15 protein-coding genes are annotated in these 18,199 nt (G+C 70.3%); 8 read left to right on the top strand and 7 right to left on the bottom strand.

Translation table 11 applies throughout. The features are described 5' to 3' along the window. Nucleotides 1–111: 111 nt before the first annotated feature. On the bottom strand, nucleotides 112–927 hold the full coding sequence (locus ACFFIO_RS16200; RefSeq protein WP_378043440.1) for a M23 family metallopeptidase: 816 nt from the start codon (nucleotides 925–927) through the stop codon (nucleotides 112–114). Between the two features lie 189 nt (nucleotides 928–1,116). After that, on the bottom strand, nucleotides 1,117–2,493 hold the full coding sequence (locus ACFFIO_RS16195) for a dicarboxylate/amino acid:cation symporter (RefSeq protein WP_378043448.1): 1,377 nt from the start codon (nucleotides 2,491–2,493) through the stop codon (nucleotides 1,117–1,119). A 205-nt stretch (nucleotides 2,494–2,698) separates the two neighbouring features. Here ACFFIO_RS16195 and ACFFIO_RS16190 point away from each other — a divergent pair, with 205 nt between their 5' ends. Further along, complete coding sequence (locus ACFFIO_RS16190; protein WP_378043438.1) at nucleotides 2,699–3,502, top strand: class E sortase; 804 nt, start codon at nucleotides 2,699–2,701, stop codon at nucleotides 3,500–3,502. A 240-nt stretch (nucleotides 3,503–3,742) separates the two neighbouring features. Further along, complete coding sequence (gene guaB / locus ACFFIO_RS16185; protein WP_378043437.1) at nucleotides 3,743–5,287, top strand: IMP dehydrogenase; 1,545 nt, start codon at nucleotides 3,743–3,745, stop codon at nucleotides 5,285–5,287. A 35-nt stretch (nucleotides 5,288–5,322) separates the two neighbouring features. On the opposite strand, the gene ACFFIO_RS16180 is transcribed toward guaB, so the two are convergent. The 4 genes from ACFFIO_RS16180 to ACFFIO_RS16165 form a co-directional block, all read right to left on the bottom strand. After that, on the bottom strand, nucleotides 5,323–6,177 hold the full coding sequence (locus tag ACFFIO_RS16180) for an NmrA family NAD(P)-binding protein (RefSeq protein WP_378043435.1): 855 nt from the start codon (nucleotides 6,175–6,177) through the stop codon (nucleotides 5,323–5,325). A gap of 27 nt (nucleotides 6,178–6,204) precedes the next feature. Then, a complete protein-coding gene (locus ACFFIO_RS16175; protein WP_378043433.1) occupies nucleotides 6,205–6,846 on the bottom strand; it encodes an NAD(P)-dependent oxidoreductase in 642 nt (213 codons plus the stop codon). Beyond that, a complete protein-coding gene (locus ACFFIO_RS16170) occupies nucleotides 6,843–7,886 on the bottom strand; it encodes an LLM class flavin-dependent oxidoreductase (protein WP_378043432.1) in 1,044 nt (347 codons plus the stop codon). The genes ACFFIO_RS16175 and ACFFIO_RS16170 overlap by 4 nt, the downstream gene beginning before the upstream one ends. A 104-nt stretch (nucleotides 7,887–7,990) precedes the next feature. Beyond that, nucleotides 7,991–8,923 (bottom strand): NADP-dependent oxidoreductase, encoded by a 933-nt coding sequence (locus ACFFIO_RS16165; RefSeq protein WP_378043430.1) that lies wholly within the window; start codon nucleotides 8,921–8,923, stop codon nucleotides 7,991–7,993. 111 nt (nucleotides 8,924–9,034) lie between these two features. Between ACFFIO_RS16165 and ACFFIO_RS16160 the strand changes: the two genes are divergently transcribed. The 6 genes from ACFFIO_RS16160 to ACFFIO_RS16135 all read left to right on the top strand — a co-directional run bounded on the left by ACFFIO_RS16160 (nucleotide 9,035) and on the right by ACFFIO_RS16135 (nucleotide 16,636). Beyond that, nucleotides 9,035–9,679 carry a TetR/AcrR family transcriptional regulator gene (locus ACFFIO_RS16160; protein ID WP_378043428.1) on the top strand — a complete coding sequence of 215 codons (645 nt, stop codon included), beginning with the start codon at nucleotides 9,035–9,037 and terminating at the stop codon, nucleotides 9,677–9,679. Nucleotides 9,680–9,710: 31 nt separating this feature from the next. Further along, nucleotides 9,711–10,847, top strand: a complete 1,137-nt coding sequence (locus ACFFIO_RS16155; protein WP_188805758.1) for a GuaB3 family IMP dehydrogenase-related protein — start codon at nucleotides 9,711–9,713, stop codon at nucleotides 10,845–10,847. A 36-nt stretch (nucleotides 10,848–10,883) separates the two neighbouring features. Beyond that, a complete protein-coding gene (locus ACFFIO_RS16150) occupies nucleotides 10,884–12,773 on the top strand; it encodes a glycerol-3-phosphate dehydrogenase/oxidase (protein WP_378043427.1) in 1,890 nt (629 codons plus the stop codon). Nucleotides 12,774–12,782: 9 nt separating this feature from the next. Next, entirely contained in the window at nucleotides 12,783–13,751 is a 969-nt protein-coding gene (locus ACFFIO_RS16145; RefSeq protein ID WP_378043425.1) for an SURF1 family protein, read from the top strand. Continuing rightward, on the top strand, nucleotides 13,748–14,296 hold the full coding sequence (locus tag ACFFIO_RS16140) for a DUF3817 domain-containing protein (protein ID WP_378043424.1): 549 nt from the start codon (nucleotides 13,748–13,750) through the stop codon (nucleotides 14,294–14,296). Before ACFFIO_RS16145 ends, ACFFIO_RS16140 begins: the two co-directional genes overlap by 4 nt. A 189-nt stretch (nucleotides 14,297–14,485) precedes the next feature. Then, nucleotides 14,486–16,636 (top strand): beta-glucosidase, encoded by a 2,151-nt coding sequence (locus ACFFIO_RS16135; RefSeq protein WP_378043422.1) that lies wholly within the window; start codon nucleotides 14,486–14,488, stop codon nucleotides 16,634–16,636. Here ACFFIO_RS16135 and ACFFIO_RS16130 read toward each other — a convergent pair. Further along, a complete protein-coding gene (locus ACFFIO_RS16130) occupies nucleotides 16,633–18,042 on the bottom strand; it encodes an MFS transporter (RefSeq protein ID WP_378043420.1) in 1,410 nt (469 codons plus the stop codon). The two genes, ACFFIO_RS16135 and ACFFIO_RS16130, sit on opposite strands and share 4 nt — an antisense overlap. Nucleotides 18,043–18,199 lie beyond the last annotated feature (157 nt).

Below are 18,199 nucleotides of genomic sequence, written 5' to 3'. Positions count from 1 at the left end.
TCTACTAACAGTCACTTAACCATCAGGTGTTGCGAGGACCCCTGGAAACCGCCTGATGACGGGGCCCCTCTGCGTTGTCCGGCCATCTCGCGGCCGGAGCCGGCACGGGCGTCAGGTGGCGTCGATGGCCGCGGCCCCCTGCGGGGCGGTGGCCTCGAAGATCTGACCATTGGCCGGGAAGTCCGGCACTGCGCTGGGCTTCGCGTATCCGGTGGCCCAGCGATGACTGAGCCGCTGGTCGTCGATCTCCACTCCCGCCCAGTGCATCGGAAGGCCTGCAGCGGCCTCCGGGCGGGGCCGGTCCATGAGCTGGACGTGGAGGTGCGGCTCGGAGGTGTTCCCGGTGTTGCCGACCCGCCCGAGCTGTTGCCCGGTGTCCACACGGTTGCCGGCGCGGACCACTGCAGAGCCCTGCCGCAGATGCGCGTACGCCGCGCAGGTACCGTCGTCGTGCTGGACGATCACCCGGTTGCCCAGGATGCTCCGGGCCCCGCCGAGGACGCGGAGGAAACCCTCCAGGGTCAGCATCCAGATCACGGTGGGCCAGGAGTCGCGGGCCCGGTGGTCCTGCAGGTGATCAGTCACGTGGACCACTGTCCCGGGGGCCATGGCGAAGACCGGCGCCCCGTAGCTCGGATAGTCCTTCGGTGCCCGCCCACGGAGGGACCAGCCCGGCGATGGGGATTTGTCCGTGTTCTCCTCCGAGGCCTCCTGGACGAGGTCCACGGCATACATCTGGCCGTGGGCACGCACCCCGTGGCTGGGGACTTTCGAACCTGGGCTGTTGCAGGCGACCCACCAGCCGCGCACGGGAACCTGCAGGGTGACAGGCTTCGGCCGTTGCGCCGGTGGACGCACACAGAACAGCAGCAGGGGAACCACCATGCACACCAGGGCCCACAGGCGGGGGACCGGCGCCACGGACATCACCAGCACCATCACGATGAAGAGCCGGACCCACCAGGTCTGCCATCGGGCGACAGCCCGTCGGAGTGTACCGCCGCCCCGGGGCCTGCTCGGCGGCATCAGCTCTGGTCAGACGTGGTTCTCTGCGGACTCATGGGTTCCACACTAACGGCCGCAGACGTCTGGCCGACAGGTGACTTCGGGGCACGCTCAGGCGCGGGACGACTCGCTCTCGCGCTCCGCACCGGTGCCGGCGCCGCCGTCGTCATTGGTCTCGAGCGGGGCCTCGTCATCGGCGAGCAGGTTGCCGCCGGTGCGGGAGGCGTTGTACTTGTCCTCATCCAGGATGCCCTCCTGCTTGGACACCAGCGCGGGCACGAGCGCCTGACCCACCACGTTGACGCCGGTGCGGCCCATGTCCACGATCGGGTCCACGGCGAGCAGGAGCCCGACGCCGGCCAGCGGCAGTCCCAGCGTGGAGAGGGTGAGCGTGAGCATCACGACGCCGCCGGTGGTTCCTGCGGTGGCCGCGGAACCCAGGACGGAGACGAGGATGATCAGCAGGTAGTCGCTCCAGGCCAGGTCGATGCCGAAGAACTGGGCCACGAACATCGCGGCGATGGCCGGGTAGATCGCGGCGCAGCCGTCCATCTTGGTGGTGGCGCCGAGGGGGACGGCGAAGGAGGCGTAGCCGCGGGGGACTCCGAAGTTCCGCTCGGCCACGCGCTGGGTCACCGGCAGGGTGCCGATGGAGGAGCGGGAGACGAAGCCCATCTGGAAGGCCGGCCACATACCGGTGAAGTACTGGCGGATGGACAGGCCGTGGAACTTGGCGAGCAGCGGGTAGACGACGAGCAGCACGATTGCCAGGCCCACGTAGATGGCGGCCACGAACTTGGCCAGCGTGCCCATGGTGTCCCAGCCGTAGGAGGCCACGGCATTGCCGATCAGGCCGACGGTGCCGATCGGGGCGATGCGGATGATCCACCACAGCACCTTCTGGATGACCTCCAGCATCGAGGCGGAGAAGTCCAGGAACGGCTTGGCCTTCTCGCCGAGCTTGAGGGCGGCCACGCCCACGGCGATCGAGATGACCAGCACCTGCAGCACGTTGAAGCTGACGGAGGTCGAGAGCGAGCCGTCCTCGCCGGCGGTGGTGCTGGCGGAGAGCCCCAGGAAGTTGGACGGGATCAGTCCCTGAAGGAAGGCCCACCAGCTGCCGGTCTTGCCCTCGTACTCCGGCGGCGCGGACTGCCCGGTGCCGACGCCCGGCTGCATGACGGCCCCGAGGATGATGCCGATGACCACGGCGATCAGCGAGGTGATGGCGAACCAGAGCAGCGTCTTGGCGGCCAGCCGGGCAGCGTTGGTCACCTTGGCCAGGTTGGCGATCGAGGCGACCACGGCGAAGAACACCAGCGGCACGACGGCGGCGCGCAGCAGGGAGATGTAGCTGGAGCCGAGCACCTCCAGGGTGGTGCCGAGGCCGTTCGGGGTGTCCGCCGTGTGCCCGGTGGAACGGGCCGTGAGGCCCAGGACCAGGCCGAGGACCAGGGCGGCGAGGATCTGCACGCCGAAGTTGGTCATCCAGCCGGGCAGGCGCCGGACACGGGTGGGGGAGGGGGCGGTGGTGGAGGAAGTCACCGATGTAGAGTAGCGCCCCTTTACCACAACCGGGTACCGGTGTTGCGTCAGATGACGTCACTGTGACCCGTGACTCGGCGGTGTGGTCCTGGTGCGGTCTGGGGTTCGCCCGGATGTCGTCGTCGCTCGCCGAGGGTACTCTCGTGGCATGACCAGCACCCTTGACCGGCCGCCCTCGGGTGAGGGTCCGCGGGACGGACACGGCCCACGACGCCGGCCCGGCACCGAGCGTGACGGTCGGTCCGCGCGTCGTGAATCCCGGCGAGCGAAACGGCGCACGAAGCCGCGGAGGGGGGTCCTCTCTCTGCTGGGCAAGCTGTTCATCACCCTCGGCATCCTGGTGGGCCTGTACGGCGTCTACGAGCTGTTCATCACGGACGTCATCGCCGAGTCGGACCGGACCGAGGTCGCCACGCAGTGGCGCGCCGAGCAGGTCCCGGTGGATGACGGCATCGGCGCGGAGTACCGGGACGACTTCCCGGTGGTCGAGGGCGAGGGCACCCTGGGTATGCTGCACGTGCCCAGCTGGGGGGAGGACTTCGAGGTCCCGATCGGCTCCGGCGACGGCGCGGACGTGCTGGACGCCGGCCAGGTGGGCCACTATGACGCCACCCAGCCGATCGGCGCCATGGGCAACGCCGGACTCGCCGGCCACCGGACCACCCACGGCAAGCCCCTGCGCGAGGTCCACCACCTGGAGCAGGGCGACGAGATCGTGGTCGAGTCCGCGGACCACTGGCTCGTCTACAAGGTGGTCGCCAAGGACATCGTCAAGCCTCATCAGTCCGAGGTGCTGGATCCCATCCCGCCGTTCGAGGGCGCCACTCAGGGCCGTTACCTCACGCTGACCACGTGCGATCCCATCTTCGGGATCACCGACCGCTACATCGTCTGGGCCGAGGCCGACTACTGGACCCCGAAGAGCGAAGGCCTGCCGCCAGCCCTGGCCTGACTTACCCCACCTCAGCCCGCCCCGCCCCACCCCTCCGCTTTCAGTCGAGTTCGTGTGGGTTTTTGACCTCACGAGCCACCCCAAGTCGACTGAAAGTGCAGAGGGGAGGGTGTGGCCCATGCCACGCGAGGAATAGACCGGGCCCCGGGCGGTGTTTCATCGCCACTACCCCCAGCGACCCCTCCGCCCGTGGCGGGCCTAGACTGGTCGCAACCCCGCTGACTGAAAGGCCCCTCGCCCGTGAGTGCACAGATTCCCGGTCCCTCGGTAGACCCGGTGGCCACCGCCGCCGATCCCTTCGGATTCGTCGGCCTGACCTATGACGACGTCCTCCTGCTCCCGAACATGACCGATGTCATTCCGGCCGAGGCGGACACCTCCACCCGCCTGACCAAGCGCATCACCCTGACGACCCCCATCATCTCGGCTGCCATGGACACCGTCACGGAGGCGCCGCTGGCCATCTCCCTGGCCCGGCAGGGCGGGATGGGCATCATCCACCGCAACCTGTCCATCGAGGACCAAGCCGCCCACGTGGACCGGGTCAAGCGCTCCGAGTCCGGCATGATCTCCGACCCCCTCACCGTGGGTCCGGAGGCCACCCTGGCCGAGCTGGACGACCTCTGCGCCCGCTACCGCGTCTCCGGCCTGCCCGTGGTGGATACGGACAACACGCTGCTGGGCATCATCACCAACCGGGACATCCGCTTCATCCCTGACGCCGAGTTCGAGCACCGCACCGTGGCCTCCGCCATGACCAAGATGCCGCTCATCACCGCACGCGTCGGCATCTCCCGTGAGGACACCGTCCGCCTGCTCTCTGAGCACCGGATCGAGAAGCTCCCGCTGGTGGACGGCAACAACAAGCTCCAGGGCCTGATCACGGTCAAGGACTTCGACAAGGCCGAGCAGTACCCGGAGGCCACCAAGGACGAGGAGGGCCGGCTGCGCGTCGGCGGCGCCGTGGGCTTCTTCGGTGACGGCTACGAGCGGGCCATGGCGCTCGTGGAGGCCGGTGCGGACGTGCTCGTGGTGGACACCGCCAACGGCCACACGCAGGGCGTACTGGACATGATCGCGCGCCTCAAGAAGGACCCGGCCTCCGCGCACGTGGACGTCATCGGCGGCCAGGCCGCCACCTACGCCGGAGCCAAGGCGATCGTCGACGCCGGCGCGGACGCCGTCAAGGTGGGCGTGGGCCCGGGCTCGATCTGCACCACCCGCGTGGTGGCCGGCGTCGGGGTCCCGCAGATCACCGCCATCTACGAGGCGGCCAAGGCCACCATCCCCGCCGGTGTCCCCTTGATCGCCGACGGCGGTCTGCAGCATTCCGGCGACATCGGCAAGGCGCTGGTCGCCGGCGCCGACTCCGTGATGCTCGGCTCTCTGCTGGCCGGCACCGCCGAATCCCCGGGCGACCTGGTGTTCTACAACGGCAAGCAGTTCAAGGCCTACCGCGGCATGGGCTCCCTGGGCGCCATGCAGACCCGCAACGGCAAGCGCTCCTTCTCCAAGGACCGCTACTTCCAGGCCGATGTGCCCAGCGAGGACAAGCTGATCCCCGAGGGCATCGAGGGCCAGGTGCCCTACCGCGGCCCCCTCTCCGCTGTGGTGCACCAGCTCGTCGGCGGCCTGCGCCAGACCATGTTCTACACGGGTGCCTCCACCATCGGAGACCTCAAGCAGAACGGCCGCTTCGTGCGCATCACCCCGGCCGGGCTGAAGGAATCGCACCCGCACGACATCATGATGACGGTGGAGGCGCCGAACTACCGGTCGCGCTGACGCCCCTCGGTCGTCAACGCCGGGGGCCGGCGTGCTCAGCGCCAGCTGGAGAGGGTGTCCGCCAGCGGGGTGGTGGGGCGGCCGAGCAGGCGGGACAGGTCGCCGGTCTGGAAGGCCTGCGTGTTGTCACGCATGCCCGCGTTCATGGCGCCGATGAAGCCGACGGTGCCCTCGTCGAGACCGGCGCCGATCAGCATCTCCTGCTCCTGTTCCGGGGTGAGCGCCTCATACCGGACGGGCGTGCCGAGGATCTGCTGGGCGGTCTCGGCGAACTCGGCGTAGGACCACGCGGTATCACCGGAGAGTTCGTAGGCGGCCCCTTCGTGGCCGGGGGTGGTCAGCACGACGGCGGCGGCCTCGGCCATGTCCCGGCGGGTGGCGGTGGCCAGGCGGCCGTCCCCGATGCTGTTGGCGATCACACCGCGGTCCCGGGCCGCTTCGAAGTCCTGCTGCAGGTTCTCGTTCCACCAGCCGTTGCGCAGGAACGTCGCCGGGATCCCGGAGGCGGTGATGACGTCCTCGGTGGCCTTGTGCTCGGCGGCGAGGGCGAACGTGGTCTCCGGGGCGTTGAGCGCGGAGGTGTAGACCAGGTGCTTCACGCCGGCCGCGGCGGCGGCGTTGATCGCGGTGGTGCGTGGGGCCAGCGCCTCCCCGGGGGTGCCGACCGAGATCAGCAGCAGCTTGTCGACACCCTGGAGGGTGGCAGTGGTGGCTGCTTCATCGGTGAGGTCGATGGCCGCGGTGCGCAGGCTTCGGTCCGCAAGCGCGCGGAGGCGGTCGCCGTCGCGTCCGAGGGCCAGGATGTCGGAGGCCTCGACTCCGCGTTCCAGGAGTGCGTCGATGGTGTGGCCGCCGAACTTGCCGGTCGCGCCGATGATGGCAATGGTCATGGTGATGTCCTCTTTCGTTGGGTGGAGTCAGTTGCTGATGGCGGGGGCGCGGCGGAGGTAGGTGTCGTCGTCGACCTGGGCGGCGGTGAAGGCCGCGATGTCGGCGCGGGAGACGGCGAAGCCGATCTTGTCGGTGCCGAAGAAGCCGGTCCGGACGCGCTCCTGCTTGGGGGTGTTCTTGGGGGCGAGGAAACGGACGATGGTCCAGTCCAGGTCGGAGTCCATGACGGGGCCGGTCATACCGCGGATCTCGTCATAGGCGCGCGGCATGAAGGTGCGGGGCATGAAGGTGGTGAAGCGGGTGATCAGGGTGGGCTTTTCCTGTGGGTCGAGTACCGCGGGGGTGGCCTGGCCGATGTACCGGGTGACGCCGTGGCGGCCCATGGCCGCCAGGATGTGGCCGGTGCCCTCCACCAGGGGCAGGCCGGTGGCCTTGCGGTCCATGCTGGGCCCCAGGGCGCTGACGACGGCTTCGGCCCCGGCCACGGCTTGGTCGATGGCGGCCGCGTCGGACATCTCGCCGATGACCACGCGCACCTTCTCACCCCAGGATGCGGGGACCTTGGCGGGGTTGCGCGCGTAGGCGGTGACAGTGTGCCCGTGGGCGAGGAGTTCGTTGACGGTGAGGGAGCCGATGGCGCCGGTGGCGCCGCAGACGGTGACGTTCATGCTGATGGGTGTCCTTCGGGTGAGCGGGAGGTGACGTGGTGAATGGCGGGGGCGACGGTGTCGCCGAAGCGTTGGATGGAGTCGCGGACCATCTGCGGGGGCATGCCGCCGAGGTCGACCTGGCCGAGGAACCGATCCACGCCGAGTTCGCTGCGCAGATCGAGGATCTTCTCGGCGATCTCCCGGGGGCCGCCGACCATCAGGGCGCCGCGGCGCGCTGCGAGTTGCTCCATCTGGGCGCGGTCGACGTAGAAGCCGCGGCCGCCGTTCGTCTCCGGTGAGAGGTAGCGGTGGTAGTAGGGGTAGAAGTCCTCGAGGGCCTGATCCTGGGTTTCCCCGATGTAGAAGTGGCTGGTGATGCCCACTTTGAGCTTCTCGTCGGGATGGCCGACGTCGCGGCCGGCGGAGCGGTAGAGGTCGATCAGCCGCTTGGCGTGGTCGATGGTGCCCCCGATCAATCCGAGCACCATGGGCAGCCCGAGGCGGCCGGCTCGGGCGGCGGAGGCCGGGGTGCCGCCGACGGCGACCCAGATGGGGAGGTCGCCGGTGTGCCGCGGGTTCACCTCGGCGCTGTCGAGCGCCGGGCGGTACGTGCCGTTCCACGTGACGGTGTCCTCGTCGCGGAGTCGTAGCAGCAGGTCGAGTTTCTCGGCGAAGAGCTCGTCGTACTCGGCCATGTTCTCTCCGAAGAGGGCGAACGGCTCAGTGAAGGCACTGCGGCCGGCGCCGATCTCAGCCCGGCCGTGGCTGATCAGGTCCAGGGTCGCGAAGTCCTGGTAGAGACGCACCGGGTCCAGGACCGTCAGGATCGTTGAGGTCGTGGTCAGTGTGATCCGGCTGGTGGCCCGGGCAATGGCGGCGTGGATGACCGCCGGGGAGGAGACGGCGAAGGCCCGGGTGTGGTGTTCACCGACGCCATAGACGTCCAAGCCGTGTCGTTCAGCCAGGACCCCGTAGCTGATGATGTCGTCGATGCGAGAAGCCGCCGTATCGGGGCTGTCGGGGTAGATGTCGGAGAGCGAGAAGACGCCGAGTTCCATGGCGATGGTCCTTCGTGGTGGGCCTGCCGCGGGCCGGGGGGACGGCCCGCGGCAGGCTGGGTGGGGAGGTGGGGAGACGGTGTCAGCGGACGGTGGCGATGGTGTCAGTCGAGGGTGATGACGAGCTTGCCGAGGGTGCCGGAGCCGAAGTCCTCGATGGCCTGTGGGACATCGGCCAGGGGGTAGACCTGCTGCACCGTGACGGCGGTGTGCATCTCGGCTTGGTTCCGCGCCAGTCGGGTCAGGGTGGCCGGGGCCGGGTTCGCGTAGACCGGCAGCACCTCGATGCCTTCGGCCGGCACGGCGTCCGCGCTCATGATCAGCGTGGAGGCCAGCTTGCCGCCCTGCTTGACCGCCGGGACCAGTGCGGCCGGGTCGCCGGCGAAGTTCAGCACCACGTCCACCCCGTCCGGGTGAGTCTGAAGCACCTGGGTGACGACGTCGCCCCGGTAGTCGACCGTCTGCGCGGCACCGAGCCGCTTCACCAGCTCGATCTCCTCGGCGGAGGAAGCGGTGGCGATCACCTCGGCGCCGGCGCGCGCGGCTAGCTGCAGGGCCTGCTGGCCCACGCCCCCGGTCGCCCCGGAGACCAACACGGTGGTCCCGCCGGTGACGTTGACCGCATCGAACGCGTCAACGGCCGCGGTCCCGGCCAATCCCAGGGCGGCACCCTCGGTGAAGTCCACCTGCTCGGGGAGCTGGGCTATGCCGACGGCGACCGGGACCGTGACGTACTCACCGAAGGAGCCGTCGCCCAGGTAGTCCTTGGTGACCACGCCGAAGACGCGGTCCCCGACCTGGAATCCGGTCACTCCGGATCCGACGGCGTCCACGGTGCCGGCGAAGTCCTTGCCCAGCACCACCGGGAACCGGTGCTCCATCATGTCCTTCAGCCGGCCGGACGCCACCGACAGGTCGAAACCGTTCAGAGCGGCCGCCCGGACCCGCACCCGGACCTCCCCCTCCTGGGGCTCAGGGAGCGGGGCCTCGGTCACCGAGGGTGCCTGGCCGTCGTCGTGCAGCGCGAAAACCTTCATGAGTCCTGCCTTCGTCCGTGAGATATCTGCGTGGAATGTATGTGGAGCACTCGCTCCACATACATCTAACCATGAAGCGGAGGATTTATTCCATATGACTAGAATGGAGCCATGACTGACGCCGCTAAGCCCCTCCGGGCAGATGCCGAACGCAATCGGCAGGCCATCATCTGTGCCGCCGGATCAGTCTTCGCAGACGAGGGCACCGCGGTGACGCTGGAGCGCATCGCGGCCGCCGCCGGGGTTGGCGTGGGGACGATCTATCGCCGCTTCGCCTCCGTGGAGGAGCTCGTCGCGGTCGTGCTCGAGGAGAAGATGCGCCGCTACGCCGACCGGACGGAGGAGGCCGCTGAGCAGGCCATCGACCACCCCTGGGAGGCGTTCCGCGACTGGGTGCTGTTCATCCTGGAGCAGCAGGCCACCGACCTGGCGTTCAGCGACGTGGTCCTGTCCGCGGACGACGGGAGCGAGCTTTTCCAGGCCGAGGTCCGGCGTGCCTTCCGGGCCTCCCTCCGCCTTGTCGGCCGGGCGCGGGACGCCGGAGCGATCCGATCCGACTTCGACCACAGCGACCTGCTCGTGCTGCAGCACGCCAACGCCGGGCTGGTGCGCGGAACGCACCGCTCCGCCCCAGGGGCGTGGCGCCGCTTCGCGGACTACATGCTCCAGAGTTTCCGCGTGGCACAGGGGCCGTTGGCCGATCCACCTGCGGTCTGGGCGCGCGCACAGGGGCCCGGCGCTCGCGCGCTGGACTAACCCGTCCAGTGCCTGCACTAGGCTGGAAAGCGTGAGCAACGAGATCGAGATTGGCCGCGGCAAGCGGGGACGTCGGGCCTACGCCCTGGATGACATCGCGGTGGTGCCTGTGCGTCGGACCCGGGACCCCGAGGACGTGTCCATCAACTGGCAGATCGATGCCTTCAAGTTCGACATGCCGGTGATCGGCGCCCCGATGGACTCGGTCATGAGCCCGGACACCGCCATTGCCCTGGGCAAGCTTGGCGGCATGGGTGTGCTCAACCTCGAGGGCCTGTGGACCCGCTACGAGGATCCGTCCTCCGTGCTCGAGGAGATCGCCTCCTTCGAGCCCAGCAACTATTCGCCGGCGAACACGCGGCGCCTACAGGAGATCTACTCGCAGCCGATCCAGGCCGAGCTGATCACCGAACGCCTGGCCCAGATCCGTGAGGCCGGCGTGGTGGTGGCCGGGTCCCTGACCCCGCAGCACACGCAGGAGTACTACGAGACCGTGCTGGCCGCCGGTGTGGACATGTTCGTCATCCGCGGGACCACGGTATCCGCCGAGCACGTGTCCCAGAACCGCGAGCCGTTGGACCTGAAGAAGTTCATCTACGAGCTGGACGTCCCCGTGATCGTCGGCGGAGCAGCCGGCTACACCCCGGCGCTGCACCTGATGCGTACCGGTGCGGCCGGCGTGCTCGTCGGCTTCGGCGGCGGGGCGTCCTCCACCACACGCCGCGCCCTGGGCATCCGGGTGCCGATGGCCACGGCCATCTCGGACATCGCCGAGGCCCGCCGGGACTACATGGACGAGTCCGGCGGACGTTACGTCCACGTGATCGCCGACGGCGGCGTGGGCAACTCCGGGGACATCGTCAAGGCCCTCGCCATGGGTGCCGACGCCGTGATGCTCGGCGCCGCGCTGGCCCGCGCCCAGGAGGCCCCGGGCCGTGGCTGGCACTGGGGCGGGGAGGCCGCCCATGAGGACATGCCCCGCGGGGACCGCACCCACGTCGGCACCGTCGGCAGCTTGAACGACGTGCTGTGGGGCCCCAGCCACCACACCAACGGCACCTCCAACCTGATGGGTGCCCTCAAGCGGGCCATGGCCACCTCGGGCTACTCGGACATCAAGGAGTTCCAGAAGGTCGAGGTCCTCGTGGCCCCGACCGGGGACCGTTGAGCGGGACCTGACGGAACCGGAGACGGCCTGAGCGAGATGACCACCACCACCGGCGGCGACGCGCGGATCGGACCCGCACACCGGGCAGACACGCTCGCGACGCTGCGGGCCACCACGCCGGAGCGTCCACTCGATGTGCTGGTCGTCGGCGGGGGAGTCGTCGGCGCCGGGACTGCCCTGGACGCGACCACGCGGGGGTTGTCTACAGCCCTGGTCGAGGCCACCGACTTCGCCTGGGGCACCTCCTCCCGGTCCTCCAAGCTCGTCCATGGCGGGCTGCGCTACCTCGAGATGCTGGACTTCCCGCTCGTCCACGAGGCGCTGCGGGAACGGGGCCGGCTCGTGGAGGACATCGCGCCGCACCTGGTGCGGCCCGTGCCGTTCCTGTACCCCCTGTCCAAGCCGTGGGAACGGCCCTACGTGGGGGCCGGCGTCGCGCTCTATGACGGCATGGCCGCCGGGCGCACCGGGCACCTGCCTGTGCACAAGCACCTCGGCCGAGCCGCCGTCTCCCGCCTGGCGCCGGGGCTGAAGCCCGAGGCGTACATCGGGGCGATCCGCTACTACGATGCCCAGGTGGACGATGCCCGCCTGGTGATCGAGCTCGTCCGCACGGCCGCCGTCCACGGGGCCCACTGTGCCTCCCGCCTCGAGGTCACCGCGTACCTGGGGTCTGAGGCCGGCGGGATCGTCGGCGCGGAGGTGCTCGACCGGGAGACCGGCGAGCGGATCGCCGTCCATGCCCGCCGCGTCATCAACGCCACCGGAGTCTGGACCGGGTCCATCCCGGTCCGCCATCCGGACGGCCGTGAGGAGCCGGTGGTGCAGGGCATGCCGAGGGTCACCGCTGCCAAGGGCATCCACCTCGTGGTCCCGCGTGACCGGTTCACCTCGACCTCCGGGCTGATCCTGCGCACCGAGAAGTCGGTGCTGTTCGTCATCCCCTGGGACCGGCACTGGATCATCGGCACCACGGATACGCCCTGGCGCGAAGATGTTGATCAACCCGCCGCCACGAGCGAGGACATCGACTACGTGCTCGAGCGCGCCAACGCGGTGCTCTCCGAACCGCTGGACCGGTCGGACGTGGTCGGGGTGTTCGCCGGGTTGCGGCCGCTGGTCACTCCGCCGGGTGAGGACGAGCCGCTGGGGGACACCGCTGCGGCCGCGGGCACGGCCAAGGTCTCCCGCGAGCACGTGGTGGCGACCCCGCTGCCGGGGCTGACCGTGGTCACTGGTGGCAAGCTCACCACCTACCGGACTATGGCCGCTGACGCCGTGGACGCCGCCGTCCGGGCAGCCGGTGCCCAGGACACCGGACCGCTGACCGGCCAGGACGTGACCGGCTCGGGGGAGGGAGTGCCCGCCTCCTGCACCGCCGATCTGCCGTTGCTCGGCGCCCAGGGCTGGACTCCGGCCTGGAACCGTCGCCTGCTGCTCGCCGTGGACTCGGGGCTGCCGGCCGCCGTCGTCGAATCCCTGCTGCACCGCTACGGCTCCGGCGCCCCGGAGGTCATCCGGTTGGCCGTGGCCTCCCCGGAGCTGGCCGAGGAGTTGCCCGGGTTGCCCGGACACCTTGCCGCTGAGGCCGTGCACGCCGTCACACATGAGGGTGCGCGCTCGGTCCAGGACGTCTTGGCCCGGCGGATCCGCGCGGTGTTCGAGGCGGACGACGCCGGCGCTGCCGCCGCCGGAACGGTCGCCCACCTGATGGCACCCCTGCTCGGCTGGGACGCCGAGCGCGCCTCCGCCGAGGCCGAGCGCTACCGGCAGTGGACGCTGGCACAGCGGGCCACGCTGGGGGCCGGTACAGACGCCGAAGCCCATGCCCTGCTGGTCGAGGCGGCCCGGGACTCGGTCCGTGATGTGGCCCGCGGTGGCCTGCCCGAGATAGCGAGTTCTACGTCCGGTAGAGAAACCGCGTAGTCTGGTGGGGTGCTGAAAACCGCCCTGAAACCCCAGTGGATCGCCGGACTCGTCCTGGCGCTCGTGGTCTCCGCGGTGTTCGTGCTCCTCGGGAAGTGGCAGATGGACAACTCCGCCTCCGCCCCGCCGCCGCTGACCCAGACCGAGACGCCCGTCGAGCTGACGGAGCACTTCGCCCCGGAGAAGCCGATGTACGGCACCGAGGCGGACCAGGTGGTCACGATGACCGGCTCCTTCGTCCCGGACACGGACGTGTTCATCCACCCGCGCCTGCACGGCGGCCAGGACGGAACCGAGGGTTACTGGGTGGTCAGCGCCTTCCAGGTGGACGGTGCCCCGAATAGCGAGGTCATTCCCGTGGTCCGCGGCTGGACCGACTCCACCGCCGAGACCGACCCGGCGCCGCAGGGAGACCTGCACATCACCGGGCGACTGCTGCCCGCCGAAGGGCCGGCCCCGGAGGGCGTCCAGCACACCGCGGACGGCACGGTGCTGGCCAACCTGGCCTCGTCCGAGCTGATCAACCTGTGGGACCTGCGCTCCTATGCCGGCTATGTGGCTGCCTTCGATGTGGTGGCCACCGGCGGCTCAGGCTCCCCGGGCAGCGGCCAGGAGGTCGGTGCGAAGGCCGAGGGCGGCGAGCTCGAGCCCGTGATCGTGGGCCCGCAGCCGCAGGAGACCACCTACAACTGGATGAACATCTTCTACGCCATCGAGTGGGTCGTGTTCGCCGGCTTCGCCATCTTCCTCTGGTGGCGGTTCCTGCGGGATGACTACCTGCGCAGCCAGGACGAGGACGAACTCGACCGCCAGTGGGCCGAGGAATGGAAGGCCGCAGAACTCGAGCGCCGCCGTACCGAGGCCCTCGAGGCCAAGCGGAAGGCCATCGAAGAGTACGAACAGTATTACGGGGCTTCCACCGCCCCGACGTCAGCCCAGCAAACCCAGCAAACCCAGCAAACGCAGGAGAACCAGTGACCACCCCGGACCAGCAGCCCCCGGTCGACCCGAACACCCTGCCCGACCCCGAGGACATCACCGAGGCGGACCTGCCGGCACCGCCGCCGCGGCCGGAGAAGAGTGCTCCGCGGCGGTTCGCCGGGACGGATCAGCAGATCAAGTCGGCCCTGATGATGTACAAGATCTGTGCGTGGATCACCGGCATCATGCTGCTGCTTCTCGTGTTTGAGATGATCTTCAAGTACGGCTACGGCACCGAGCTCTACGCCGGCGGCACCCTGGCCGACGGTGCCGCGAACACCTTGTCCCTCCAGCCGGAGGACTCGGTGACGGGTGGGCTCAACCTCTCCATCGCCGTGCTCATCGCCCACGGCTGGCTCTACGTGGTGTACCTCGTTGCCGCATTCCGTCTGTGGTCGCTGATGCGCTGGAACGGGATGCGCCTGCTGGCCATCGCCGGCGGCGGCGTGGTGCCCTTCCTCTCCTTCATCGTGGAGAAGCGGGTCCACCGCGAGACCCTGCAGGAGCTCGCCGATCACCCCGAGGCCCTGCGCCGGTACTGAGGATCGGCCCAGTCTGACGGGACATCGTGTTCGCCTCCGCCGTGCTCTCCCTGCCTGTCATCCTCGGGGTCGCGCTGCTGCTGGGACCCTGACAGCGGGCTGTTCCAGGGCCTGATCTGTGGGGTGATGCGGGCCGATCGGCGGAGCTACGCTGGGGCCGAGAGCATCCGCTGATCAAGGAGTGAGACCGTGACCGAGGACGCAACCCCCTGGATGGATGCCGAGCTGGAGCCGCGGGAACGGGCCCGGCTGCTGGTCGCGGCCATGAGCCGGGAGCAGAAGATCGCCCAGCTGCACGGGGCCATGGAGACGATCGACATCTACGCAGTGTCCGCCGAGGCGGCCCAGGGCGAGGGCGGACTGGACGCGGTGGCCGACCAGTTCCGCGTGGAGCGGCACGTGGACGGCATCGAGGAGCTCGGGATCCCCCGCTTCCGGATCACCAACGGGCCGGTCGGCGTCGGCATGGGGGACGGCACGCCGAGCCCGCCGGCCACCGCGCTGCCCATGGCGATCGCGCTCGCCGCCGGCTTCGACCCGGAGCTGGCCCGCGACTACGGCGGCATCATCGGGGCGGAGGCCGCCACCCTGGGCCAGCACGTGCTCGAGGGTCCCGGCGTCTGCCTGCACCGGACCACGATCGCCGGCCGCAACTTCGAGTACTTCTCCGAGGACCCGTACCTGTCCGGCGTGATGGGCGTGGAGGTGACCCGGGCCATCCAGGCCCAGGACGTGATCGCCATCGGCAAGCACTACGTCCTCAACGACCAGGAGGTCGAGCGGTTCCGGACCAGCGTGGAGATCGACGAGGACGTGCTGCGCGAGCTGTACCTGTTGCCGTTCGAGATGCTCGTCAAGGACGCCGGGATCGCCGGCATCATGAGCGCCTACAACCGCATCCGGGGCGTCTACGCCACCGAGAACCGGCCGGTCCTCACGGAGATCCTGCGCCACGAGTGGGGCTTCGAGGGCTACGTCCAGTCCGACTTCTGGTCCACCCGCTCGGCGGCCCCCTCGCTCAACGCGGGGCTGGACCACGAGATGCCGGACGCGAAATGGCTCAACGAGCAGAACATCACCGCCGCGCTGCAGGACACCAGCCTGGAGATCGAGACGGTGGACCGCGCCCTCGCGCGCCGTTTCACGCAGATGTTCCGTTTCGGCGTGTTCGAGAGGCCCTACGCCCCGGGCGAGATCGACGCCGCGGCCCACGGCGCGGTCTCCCGCCGGATCGGCTCCCAGACCGCCGTCCTGCTGAAGAACGACGGCGGCTTGTTGCCCCTCGATCCCGCGGTCGCCTCGGTCGCGGTGATCGGACAGTCCACGTTCGTGGACGAGGCGTGCCTGGGCGGCGGCGGGTCCTCCAAGGTCATCCCGTTGTACACGGTGCCACCGGTCGAGGGGCTCCGGGACGTGCTGGAGGGCCTCGGGTCCCCGGCCGAGATCACCCGGGTGATGGTCGAGAAGGACCTGTCCAACCTCGGTGAGGCGAGGCAGGCGGCGGAGTGGGCCGACGTCGTGGTCCTGATGGCCGGACACGTGGCCACCGAGGGCGCCGACCAGCCCCACGCCAGCCTGCCGGACGGCCAGGACCGGATGCTGGCCGAGCTGCTGGCGGTCAACGGGCGGAGCGTGGTGGTGCTTAAGGACAGCAACCCGGTGCTGATGCCGTGGATCGAGGCCGCCCCGGCGGTCCTCGAGGTGTGGAACCAGGGCGCGGAGGACGGCCACGTGGTGGCGGACCTGCTGTTCGGCGTGGTGAACCCCTCCGGCAAGGTGCCCACCACCTATCCGCGCTCGGAGGACGACACGCTGTACGCCGGCCGGCCGGAGCGCTACCCCGGCACCGATGAGGGGGACGGCTACCCCGTCATCCGCTACTCCGAGGGACGGCGGATGGGCTACCGCTGGTTCCAGTCCGAGGGGAACGAGCCGCTCTTCGGCTTCGGCCACGGGTTGTCCTACACGAGCTTCGAGCTCTCCGACCTCGTGGTGGACGCCCCGGACGGCGTGGCCGCGCCGGTGACGGTGGAGGTCTCCATAACCAACACGGGGCAGCGCGCCGGGGCCGAGGTGGTCCAGGTCTACGCCGGCATCCCCGCGGAGGGGCAGCCGCCGAAGCGGCTGGTCGCCTTCGCGAAGGTGCAGGTGGAGCCGGGGGCCACCGAGCGGGTCCGGCTGACGATCGACCCCGGCGCCACCCACCACCCCCTCTCCGTGTGGGACCACACGGCGCGGGCCTTCCGGACCGTGACCGGGGACTACACCCTGTACGTCGGGACCGCGGCGGACTCCACCCCGCTCACCACGACCCTGAGGGGCGCCGCCTCCGGCGGCTAGGCGCCGGCCCGACTCACCGGCCGGCGCAGCAGTCCGGCCATGCCGAGGCCGCTGAGCACCACGAGGACGGCCAGCACCGCCGAGAGCCCGGCGAAGCCCAGGCCTCCCATCAGCGGGCCGGCGGCCAGGGAGCCGGCGGCGGCGGCCAGGGACATCACGGCGTCGGAGAACCCCTGGGCGGGGACTCGGTCGGCGGGCCTCAGCGCGGCCACGAGCAGCGTGGACCCGGCCACGGTGGCCGCGGACCAGCCGAGCCCCAGCACCACCAGGCCGAGCACCACGGCGGCATGCACGTGCGGGAACAGCCCCGTGAGCCCGGCCGCGGCCAGCAGCATCGCGAGTCCGGCCCCGGCCACCCGGGCCGGGCCGAAGCGGTCGGAGAGGATCCCCATGACGCGCGAGAGCGCGTACATCCCGGCCACGTGCAAGGAGAGGGTGAAGCCGATCAGCACTACGGTGTCCGGGTGCATCCCCAGCTCGTGGCTGGCCACGCCGGCCTCGTGCTGCAGGTGCAGTGGCGTCATGGACATCAGCCCGACCATCGCCGCGTGGGCCGAGGCCACGGCCACCACGGCCGCCAGCGCGGTGGGCTGGGCGCGCACGATCCGCCACCCCGCGGACCACCCGGCAGCCCCCGAGCCACCGCGGCGCGGGACCGCACCGCCCGGGTGACCGGCCGGCGTCGGGCCCGGCCTGTTGCCTCTCGCCGGTGCGCCCCGGCGCAGGGGTCCCTTGAGCAGGGCGATCTCGAGTTCGCGGCGCAACAGCAGCGGATCCGGGCGCAGCCCCGTCAGGATGATGGCGGCGCCGGCGGCCATCCCGGCCGCGGAGATCAAGAACGGCCCCGCGTGCGCGTGGATGCCGAGCCACCCCGCGAGAACGGCGCCCGGGCCCACCATGTTGGGACCCAGCACGGCGCCGACGGTCACGGCCCACACCACCACGGACAGGTCCCGGCCGCGGCGTCTCGGCTCGGACAGGTCCGTCACCGCGAAGCGGGCCTGCAGGTTCACAGCGGCCGCGAAGCCCACCAGGAAGGCCCCGAGCAGCAGGAGCGGGAAGGACCGGCCGAGGACGGCGGCCACCATGAGTGCCTGCCCCACGAGCCCGGCAGCCAGGCCGAGCCCCAAGGCGACCCGGCGGCCGCGCCGGGCCGCCACCCCGGCCAGGGGAATGGACACCACGGCCGAGCCGAGCGTCAAGGCGGTGTTGGCGAAGCCCGCGCTGGACTCGGCCCCGGAGAGGTCCACGGCGAGGATCGAGCCGAGGGAGAGGGTGGCGCCGTTGCCGAGCCCGGAGAAGACCTGGGCGGTGCCGAGGACGCGGACGGCACCGCGCTGGGCCGCCCGGGCACGCGGCAGCAGCGCGGGATCAGCGAGGGGTTCGGAGGCTGCGGCACCTGGCATAGGGGACATTGTGCCCGAGAAGGGGACACCCGGCGCGGGCCGGCCCCGCGGCGGTCCCCTCGGTGGTCCTCGCCTCGCCGCGGTCCCCTCCACAACTGCACTATCCTTGACGGGTGACTTCCTCCCAGGCTGACGACCAGACCACAGCTCCGGACCA

Origin of the sequence: Citricoccus parietis, from assembly GCF_042433045.1 — a bacterium.
Classification (GTDB): domain Bacteria; phylum Actinomycetota; class Actinomycetes; order Actinomycetales; family Micrococcaceae; genus Citricoccus; species Citricoccus parietis.
This window is presented reverse-complemented; position numbering and strand designations above follow the sequence as displayed.